General features: G+C 56.3%; 8 protein-coding genes. 2 read left to right on the forward strand and 6 right to left on the reverse strand.

What is annotated here, in order from left to right; all coding sequences use genetic code 11:
- Together MLC59_RS18820 and MLC59_RS18825 are read left to right on the forward strand one after the other, a co-directional pair.
- Positions 1-462 (forward strand): hypothetical protein (locus tag MLC59_RS18820; RefSeq protein ID WP_248237143.1); only part of this gene is annotated, 462 nt, incomplete at its 5' end.
- A complete protein-coding gene (locus MLC59_RS18825; RefSeq protein ID WP_248237144.1) occupies positions 459-701 on the forward strand; it encodes a hypothetical protein in 243 nt (80 codons plus the stop codon). The genes MLC59_RS18820 and MLC59_RS18825, both read left to right, overlap by 4 nt.
- A 43-nt stretch (positions 702-744) precedes the next feature.
- Here MLC59_RS18825 and MLC59_RS18830 read toward each other — a convergent pair whose 3' ends face one another.
- The 6 genes from MLC59_RS18830 to MLC59_RS18855 form a co-directional block, all read right to left on the reverse strand.
- Positions 745-1572, reverse strand: a complete 828-nt coding sequence (locus tag MLC59_RS18830) for a M48 family metallopeptidase (RefSeq protein WP_248237145.1) — start codon at positions 1570-1572, stop codon at positions 745-747.
- On the reverse strand, positions 1572-4850 hold the full coding sequence (locus tag MLC59_RS18835) for a type I restriction endonuclease subunit R (protein WP_248237146.1): 3279 nt from the start codon (positions 4848-4850) through the stop codon (positions 1572-1574). The genes MLC59_RS18830 and MLC59_RS18835 overlap by 1 nt, the downstream gene beginning before the upstream one ends.
- Entirely contained in the window at positions 4847-6061 is a 1215-nt protein-coding gene (locus MLC59_RS18840; protein ID WP_248237147.1) for a restriction endonuclease subunit S, read from the reverse strand. Before MLC59_RS18840 ends, MLC59_RS18835 begins: the two co-directional genes overlap by 4 nt.
- Before the next feature lie 98 nt (positions 6062-6159).
- Positions 6160-7236 (reverse strand): PDDEXK nuclease domain-containing protein, encoded by a 1077-nt coding sequence (locus MLC59_RS18845; RefSeq protein ID WP_248237148.1) that lies wholly within the window; start codon positions 7234-7236, stop codon positions 6160-6162.
- A complete protein-coding gene (locus MLC59_RS18850) occupies positions 7226-8740 on the reverse strand; it encodes a type I restriction-modification system subunit M (RefSeq protein ID WP_248237149.1) in 1515 nt (504 codons plus the stop codon). The genes MLC59_RS18845 and MLC59_RS18850 overlap by 11 nt, the downstream gene beginning before the upstream one ends.
- Positions 8737-9426: restriction endonuclease subunit S (locus tag MLC59_RS18855; RefSeq protein WP_248237150.1), on the reverse strand; the 690-nt coding region annotated here is incomplete at its 5' end. The genes MLC59_RS18850 and MLC59_RS18855, both read right to left, overlap by 4 nt.

Genomic DNA, 9426 nt, shown 5'->3' on the forward strand with positions numbered 1-9426 from the left:
CAGCCTGAGCCAAGGAAACAACCGGATCATAGCTTAGGGACACCATCAGGTTGTCCAACTGATTGGGTCCACCTCACTGTGCTTCTGCTTATCAAGCTAGTTCATGAGTGCATACGCTATTCTTCGGACTTCGAAGGTCCGGAATCTCTAGATAAGTGGCTTATAACACCTTTTGATTCTGCAAAAAAAGAAAGCTTATGCCCTCTGGACGCCCTTGGAAGTGATGTCGCGCTCGAATACCTCGACACCTTCGCCGCTAAGATTGATGAGGAGACAGCGGATCCTCGGGCAGAGGCAGCGGTAAAGTCCTGGGTTGATCGATGGATGGCAGAGCCTCAACGGATTCTCCCTGAACATCGGCATCTCTTAGATGATGAGAATACGGCGAAATTGCACTTTGAAACGCTGCGGGAGTCAGCTTTGCAGGTCAGTGTTCAACAAATTGGAGCCTTGGCATTATGAAAATTGATCCCGTTTACGATAAGTCGGTGTTTTTCGAGCGTGAAGATAGGATGCGCATAAACGAACAGCACCCAAACGAATATCGGGTCATCTCTAACCACTCAGGTTATGGCTGTGAGGGTGGCGAGAACTTTGAACACGATGATACCGGTGGTCTTCATAACTATTCTGGCGTAGAGGATGAAATTTTTTCGTCTTATGCTGAGCACGAGGATTGGCAGGAAGGTTACGACTACTGACCAACTAGAGCCTGCTTCTATTTTGAACGCGACCTCATGCTAGCTAAACCCAGACTCTGTTTGCCCTACAGATGGGGTCTGGGCTATTCATCACTTTGCACGCAACCCGGTAAAAAAAAGTTTCGGATTGATTATCCAGCCGTTCCTTCACCGACCGCCATTCCGGCATATACCGATCCAGAAGCCCATAAAAGCGTGGGCTGTGGTTATGCTCCAGCAGATGACACAGCTCGTGCAGCAGCACGTAGTCGATGGCACGGGTCGGGGCTTTGATCAGGTGGGGGTTCAGCAGGATGGCACCTTCTGGTGAACAGCTGCCCCACTGGGTTTGCATCTCCACCATGCGCCAGGCCGGTGCCGTCGTTGTCCAGGGCAGACTCTCAGCCATCAAATCGAGCCTGCGCTGGAACACATCCTGGGCGCGATCCCGGTACCACTGGCGCACGGCTTTCTGTATCCGATCCGCACTCAGATCTTTGCCCTGCACGCGCAGCTGGCCGCCAATCAGTTTGCAGGTAACCTTTCGCTGCTCCGGGGCCTGGATGACCTTCAGCACATACCGCCGGCCCAGGTACAGCTGGCTCTCGCCGCTCACCCATTGTTGCGGCCGGACATCCCGGTGGCGCTCGGCGATGTCGTCCAGGTGCTTGAGTATCCACCGCGCCCGGCGCTGAACCGCGGATTTGATATCCGGCAGCTGGGCATTCTCCGGGGCGTCGACCTGCACCATGCCATTGGGATGCACATGCACCCTTATGGTTGCCTTCTTGTGTTCGGGCACGTAGCAAAGGTGGTACCGGAACTCCCGGTCACCGTACCGGGCCAGGTACTCCAGTGGTTGCTCGTCCTGATGGGACTCTACCGAGGTCATCAACGGGCGACTCCATTGCGAAGAATCTGCACCACCTCATCCAGCATGGCTTTGGCCTTGTCCAGCCCAATCAGGGCGAACAGGCGGGGTAGCAGGCTTTTGCGGACATCCTGCTCAATGCCCACGGGGTTCAGGGAGTTTTCGGCCACCGCCCGGTTCACCACCTGGTCGATCTCGAAGGCCTCCTGAATCAGTTGCTCGCCTTTTTCGGCTTCCAGCTCGGCGAAGGCCTCACCCAGTACCAGCTTGAAAGCCCCGTAGTAGGCTTGGGCGTGCTTGTTGCCCTCGAACCGATCCGTGGGCAGGTCCGGTACGTCACGGTCTTCCACCATGGCCTCCAGGTCACTGAACAGCTTGAACTGGGCTTTGTAGTCGAACATGGACTCCGCTTTCTCGATGGCATCCTTCAGCAGGGCGGAGAACACCTTCTTGGCGTAGGGATCGTCGCCGAGTTTTTCCTCAATCGTCTTCTTGGTGCGGGTTTTGATCTTGTCGGTTTCGTTCTTGGTCTTTTCCTCAGACCAGTCTTCCGGGTTGTCCTCCACGGCGTCGATCAGGACCGGCTGTTCCCCGGGTGCTACGTCTACACCGGTTACGTACCGGTCAATCAGATCCCGGATCTGGCCCTCGTATTCGGAGTAGTCGACGGTTTCCTGGGCATCCAGACGGATGACCTTGCGCAGATCGGAGAACCATTTCAGGTCGGATTTGTAACGGCGGATGTCCTGTTCGGTGAAGGCCTTATCCTGGAAGAAGCTCTGAGTGGAGAGGGCGGTCTTCAGGCACATGCCGAACTCGGTGAGAGCCTCATAGAAATCCTCCCGAAGTGCTTGCCGGGTATCCATCTCCACACCGTCCTCGTCGGACTCGTATTTCGGCATGAAGATCTGCCGGTACTGTTCCTGGTCCAGCACATTGCGCACCTCGCCGAAGAAACTCCAGAGCTTGTCGTGCAGGGCTGGGAGCTTCTTGTACTCGGTGTCCACGTTGGAATACAGGCCGTCGATGTCCTCGATGGCAAAGCCGCCCTGGGTCTGCTCCTCGTAGTTCTGGTAATCAGTGATGGCCGTATCCAGCTCTTTGAGGATGCCCCGGTAGTCGATCAGGTAACCGAAGGGCTTCTGAGGGTGAAGCCGGTTCACCCGGGCAATGGCCTGGATCAGGTTGTGGCCCTTGAGCTGCTTGTCGATGTAGAGCACCGCGTTACGGGGTTCGTCGAAGCCGGTCAGTAGTTTGTCCACAACAATCAGGATGTCCGGCGGCCCGTCGGTACCGAAATGCTCAATGATCTGCTTCTCATAGTCCTGAGGGTCGCCTGTGACGTTCTTCTTCCACCACTCCTGCACCAGTGGCAGGTTGGACTCATCGGCGTCGGTGTGGCCCTCGCGGGTATCCGGGGCGGAGATGACGATGGCGCTGGTGACCCGGCCCATCTCGTCGAGGTGTTGCTTGTAACGGATCGCGCTCAGTTTGCTGTCAGTGGCCAGCTGGCCCTTGAGCTCCAGTCCGGCTTTCTTGAAGTTCTCACTGAAATGCACGCTGATGTCGAAAGCGTTGAGCTTGATGCGGTCCCGGGCAGTGTAGATCTGGCCCTGTTTGGCGTACTTACGCTTGAGATCGGCTTTCTGGTCGTCCGACAGGGATGCGGTGACTTTCTCGAACCAGGTATCGACGGCTTGCTGGTTCACATCCAGCAGCGGTTTACGCTCTTCGTACAGCAGCGGGGTAATCGTCCCATCTTCCACCGCCCGCTTCATGGTGTAGGCGTGGATGATGGCCCCGAACTTCTCGGCGGTTTCGCTCTTCTCTTTTTTCAGCAGTGGGGTGCCGGTGAAGGCGATGAACGAGGCGTTGGGCAGGGCCAGGCGCATCCGTTGATGGTTCTCGCCACCCTGGCTCCGGTGTCCTTCGTCAACAATGACGATGATGTTGTTGGAGGGGTTGTAGCACTCCGGCTGTTTGGCGGCCGAGGCGAACTTGTTAATGATGGTGAAGATGATTCGCTCGGTGCCCTGGCCGATGCGCCGGGCCAGATCCTTACCGGAGCGGGTCTTGGCCAGGGAGTCGCCGCTCTTCTTGCCGGCGATGTCGGAACCAAAGGCGCCGCCGGTCAGGAAGGTCTTGGACAGCTGCTTCTCCAGGTCTACCCGGTCGGTGACCACGATGATCCGGCAGTTCTTTAGGGTGTCGCTGAGCAGCAGGGCCCGGCAGAGGTAAACCATGGTGAAGGACTTACCGGAGCCGGTGGTGTGCCAGAGGACGCCGCCTTTGCGCTCACCCGAGGGTTTGAAGTCGGAGATGCGCTCCAGCAGGGCCTTGATGCCGAAAGCCTGTGGGTACCGGGCCGCGATTTTGCCGATCTTCCGGTCAAACAGGATGAACAGGCGCAGAAACTCCAGAAACCGGTACCGGTCGAGCAGTCCGACGAGGAGCCGATCCTGTTCGGTGGGCATGACCGACTGTGACCAGAGCTGCTCGAAGTAGGCCCGGATCTTCGCGGGCTTGTCCTTAAACAAGGCGTCCTTGTCGGACATAGACAACGAGCGGTTCTTGATGTCCTGCACGTACCGGTCGTCGAACTCTTCGTCCGTCCACTTCGACCAGAACTTCAGGGGGGTGTGCGTGGTGCCATAGCGTCCGTCGTTGCGACTGATCGCAAAAAGTAGCTGGGCGAAGGCGTAGAGGTACGGCACCTCATCGTTCTTCTGGTTGCGGAGGTGTTGGCTGATGCCTTCCTCCACCATGTTCTTGTTGGGATTGCCGGAGGCCGCTTTCTTGGCCTCGATCACCGCCAGGGGAATGCCGTTGATGAACGCCACCACATCCGGCCGGCGGGTGTGGGTACCCTGAGTGGACAGCACTTCCATCTCTTCGGAGACATGGAACTCGTTGTTGTCCGGGTTCTCCCAGTCGATCAGGTGGATCGTGGGCTGAGCCTTCTTGCCACCGATGAACTCGGTCACGGTGATGCCGAGGGTCAGCATGTCGTACACGGACTGGTTGGCGTCCATCAGGCCCTGGGCCATGGAGGGTGTGGTGATTTCCCGAATCACCTGATCCACGGCCTGCTCGGACAACGGGTACCGCTCGCCTTTGAACTCGAACTTGCGCCGGCGCAACACCCGCTCCAGCACCGGCTTCATCACCACTTCCCGCTGGCTGCCCCGAAGGGCCTGACACTCGGTAGCCGGCAGAAACGTCCAGCCCAGGTTGATCAGGGTGGCGAGGGCCGGAATGTGACTCGAATGCTGCTCATTCCCTTGAGGGGTGGTGTTCATGCGGCCTCCGTGTCCACCTGTACCCGACGCTTGCCGGTGAGGATTTGTTGCATCAGGGCTTTCTTTTCACTTTTCATGCACTTAAGGCTGAGTTCAAGGTAATCAATCTCTGAGTCAGTAATTGATAATATCTCAGCAATAGTTGTCTGTTCTTCGCACGACGGCGGTATAGTTACTTTCAAAGACCTCAGATAGTCTGTAGTCACACGCTTCTGACCCGCTGATCCTTGCATGTTGGCCTCTCCGCGAATGCGAAATTCGCGGGTGTTAGTCAGGTAATAAATGAATTTTGCACTGATATTTCTATTGGCCCTCAGGACATGAAACTCCGTACTTCCAAAGCCAGTTGCATTCACTAGGCGCTCTACAAAAGCCCCTTTACCATTCTCAAAACAAGGGGTTATTTTTGCCAACAAGACGTCTCCATCAGAAAATGACGTAAACCCTTTGGAGACATCTTCATACCGTCTTATATCTTTTCGGAGTAGCCTCGCATCTTCGGAGACGGAATCCATGGATACAAACGAAACAAGGCCGTCTGCCGGTTTCGGCCTTCTTTTGGGGTTGATCGTGCAAATAGAAGATAAATCCGTCGTCATCCACTCCCGTTTAAACCCCTGCAATCGCTTCTTCCCGGTCAGCAACTGCTGCATCAACCCTTTCTTTCGCTGCTGGCTGTTCTCAAGCAGGCGCTCGGTGGCGGTGATGGCCTGATCCCAGGTGGAAAGGATCTGGGCGATCTTTTTTTGTTCGGGGAGGGGGGGGACCGGTACTTGAATCGACTTCACGATCCCCGCGCTCAAATTTTCCTGACCGCCTGTATTAGCCATATTACGGATGTGTTCGTAGCGGCTTTCTAAAAAGTGGTAGTAGTAACCGGTGTCGCTATCACCTTTTAATAGAATGGCCGCGCATGCCTGATTGGTTGAGGCTTCAATTCCTAGCTTTGCAACCTGGCCCCGAGTTTTTCCCTGGCCATACATTGCCATAAGGATCGTATCCTTCGGGAATAACTTTGCGGAGGAGTTTTCAAGGCCAGTAGACGTAATTTTCTGCGCAGTGTCCGTTATAGTGCCAAAGTGAACCTCAGCAGTTGTTACCCAGGGAATATCTCCCCCCCAGTAGGATGCTTCCTTTCTGCTAGGTGTACCTCCAGACGATACGGTTGCAATTTCATCAATCGTAGCTAGCTTCCACCCTTCAGGCACCATAACCCAACTCCTTCAGATAGCCGTCCATCTGCTCGTTCAGCCTCTCAATCCCACATCCGGCTCGCATCCGCGAACTCACACCCCGGCGAATAATCATCTCAGTCATTGCTTTCTCCCGGCGCGTTCGCCTGTTCAATTTGCTGCTGTACCAGACTCCGTTCGCGCTCAAGCTCCCGGCGCAACTCTTCTTCCGTCGGCAGGTAGGGCAGGTACTTCGCCGCAAACATCTGCTCGCTGTCGGTGAGCACGGAGTATTTCACCACCGCCTCGCTTTTCTGGCTGCACAGGATCAGGCCGATCGTCGGGTTGTCGTCGTCGCCCTTGCGGTGCTGGTCGTAGATGCGGATGTAGCTGTCCATCTGCCCGACATCCTGATGGGTGAGCTTACCCAGCTTGAGATCCACCAGGAGGAAGCATTTGAGTTTGAAGTTATAGAACACCAGGTCGATGTAGAAGTCCTGATCGTCCGTGCTGATGCGCTGCTGTCGGGCCACAAACGCGAACCCCTTGCCCAGTTCGAGCAGGAAGGCCTGCAAGTTGTCGATCAGGCCTCGTTCCAGATCGGCTTCCAAATAGCGCTCACCGGGCAGATTAAGGAAGTCCAGCACATAGGGGTCGCGCAGGTAGTTTCTGGCGTCCTGATCGGACAGTGAGCGGGTCTGATGCTCGGCCTCCTGCTGTACGGCTGTCCGATCCTGACTGCTGAGCAGCCGTTCGTAATACAAAGTGCCGATCTGCCGTTCCAGAGCCCGGCTGCTCCAGTGCTGATCGGCTGCCTCGATCATGTACCACTCTCGGGCCTGGGGGCTCTCGACCCGGAGAAGAGCGCGGTAGTGCGTCCAGCTCAATTCGGTACGCAGTGCGTTCCGATTTGGAAAGGCCTGATAAAAGGCGCGCATGTTGCGCAGATTCCGGACATCAAAGCCCTTGCCGAACTCCCGAGTCAGCTCTCGGGACAGACGTTGCAGCTGCTGCTGGCCGTAGGCGGCCCGGGCCTCGCCCTGCTGCTCATCTTCGAGGATCAGCCGGCCGATGTGCCAGTAGGTCTGAACCATGGCGCGGTTGACCGCCTGCACAACCTGTTGCCGGGCCGCATGGATCAGCTCCCGAATGTCGGATACCAGGCGGGGGCTGGGTTCGATAGCTTGGGGCTGCCGGTCTTTGTCAGGAGCCATAACCCAACTCCTTCAGGTACCCCTCCATCTGCTCGTTCAGCTTCGCAATCTCCGCCTCGATCTCCTTCCGCTCCGCTTGGACGGCCATCAGGTCGATCTCTTCCTCTTCCTCGAAGGTGTCCACGTAGCGGGGGATGTTGAGGTTGAAGTCGTTCTCCTGGATTTCCTCCAGGCTGGCCAGATAGGCGTACTTGTCGAGGTTCTCGCGCTGCTTGTAGGTCTCGACTACCTTGGCGATGTTCTCATCGGACAACTGGTTCTGGTTCTTGCCGGCCTGGAACTCGCGGCTGGCGTCGATGAACAGCACGTTGATGTCGGTTTTATCTTTGCGGAATACCAGTACCGCCGCCGGGATGCCAGTGCCGTAGAACAGCTTCTCAGGCAGGCCAATGACAGCATCCAGAAGGTTTTCTTCGATCAGCTTCTGACGGATTTTGCCTTCGCTGGAGCCCCGGAACAGGACGCCGTGGGGCACAACCACCGCCATGCGGCCGGTCTTCGGCTTCAGGGTCTCGATCATGTGCAGGATAAAGGCGTAGTCGCCCTTGGACTTTGGCGGTACTCCGCGCCGGAACCGGGCGTAGGGATCGCTGTCGGCACCTTCAAAGCCCCATTTCTCCAGTGAGAACGGAGGATTGGCCACCACGATGTCGAAGTGCTTCAGGCCGCCGTTCTCATCGAGCAGTTTGGGATTACGGATGGTGTCGCCCCACTCCAGCTTGTGGTTGTCGATCCCGTGCAGAAACATGTTCATTTTCGCCAGGGCCCAGGTGCTGCCGATGGCTTCCTGGCCGAACAAGGCGAAGTTCTTGGAGCCGTCGTGGCTCTTACGGATCTGGTTGGCGCACTTGAGCAACAGTGAGGCCGAACCGCAGGCCGGGTCGCAGATCTCATCGCCTTCCTTCGGCGCGACGATCTCGGCCATCAGCTCGGACACTTCCGGCGGGGTGTAGAACTCACCGGCTTTCTTACCGGAGGTGGCCGCAAAGTTCTTGATCAGGTATTCGTAGGCGTTGCCGATGACATCCAGCTTCCCGATCCGACTCGGACGCAGGTTCAGCTCCGGCCGGGCGAAGTCTTCCAGCAGGTGACGCAGGATGTCGTTCTTCTGCTTTTCATCCCCCAGTTTGTTGGAGTTGAAGCTGATGTCCTGGAACACGTCGGCCAGCTTGACGATGTTGGCCTCTTCGATGGCGTGCAGGGCCTTGTCGATCCGCTCGCCGTTGCCCGGCTCATGGCGCTGGTCATACAGGGCGTAAAAGCCGGAATCCCGAGGCAGCACAAAGCGCTCGTTCTTCATCAGCTCTTCGATCAGCTCCGGGGTGTCGCCATACTCGGCCACGTAGTTGTCGTAGTGATCCTGGTACACATCAGACAGGTACTTCACGAACAGCATCGTCAGCACGTAGTCCTTGTAGATGCTTGGGTCTACGGTGCCACGGAAGGTGTCACAGGCGTTCCAAACGGCCTTGTTGATCTGCTCTTGCTTGATTGCGTCGTTCATTTCTTTTCTCCCGAAAGCAATTTCTTGCTCATCCCCTGAACCATGACTTCACGATTTTTGATAAGGGCATGAGTCAAACGTTTTTCTTCTTCAAAAAGGCGGGCTATCTCGACGAGTTTCTCCTGAACCTCACGGGAAGGGATCGACACTTCGAGCTGTTGCAATGCCTTCTTGCTGATTGAATAGATCTTGGTGCCAGCTTTCAGCTCAGAGATTTTTTGCTGTGTCTCCGGATAGTTAAGAAGCCAACATAAAAACTCTGGTGATACGCTTTTAGAATTCTTCACAGACAAGATGAGAAACTGGCTGGATGGCACCACTTTCTGCTCATGGTCGAGAAATACGGCAGCGTTGTTCTCATTGCCCTTTGCCGCCATCACCACGTCACCAGGCTTCAACACTGGGGGATTGCCTCGCCCTTCCCACTGAATACTCATTAGCGTGGCAGGATCGATCACATCCGCATGTCGCACATCGCTGATCTGAAGCCCCAATACATCCGTCGAAGCTCTTGATAACGCGGCTTTCCGAAAGGTATAGCCGGTTTTGATATCCGCAATGCTCTTGAGGGTTGTCGTTTTCATCACAGGCTCCCAATGAAAGCGCCATCTGCGTAAACCGCTGAAGGTTGCCACCCATTCCACGTGAAGCCTGCCACCCGGACCGGAGCAAGGCTGCCACCCATC

Source organism: Marinobacter bryozoorum (assembly GCF_023156245.1).
In the GTDB taxonomy this organism is placed as follows: domain Bacteria; phylum Pseudomonadota; class Gammaproteobacteria; order Pseudomonadales; family Oleiphilaceae; genus Marinobacter; species Marinobacter bryozoorum.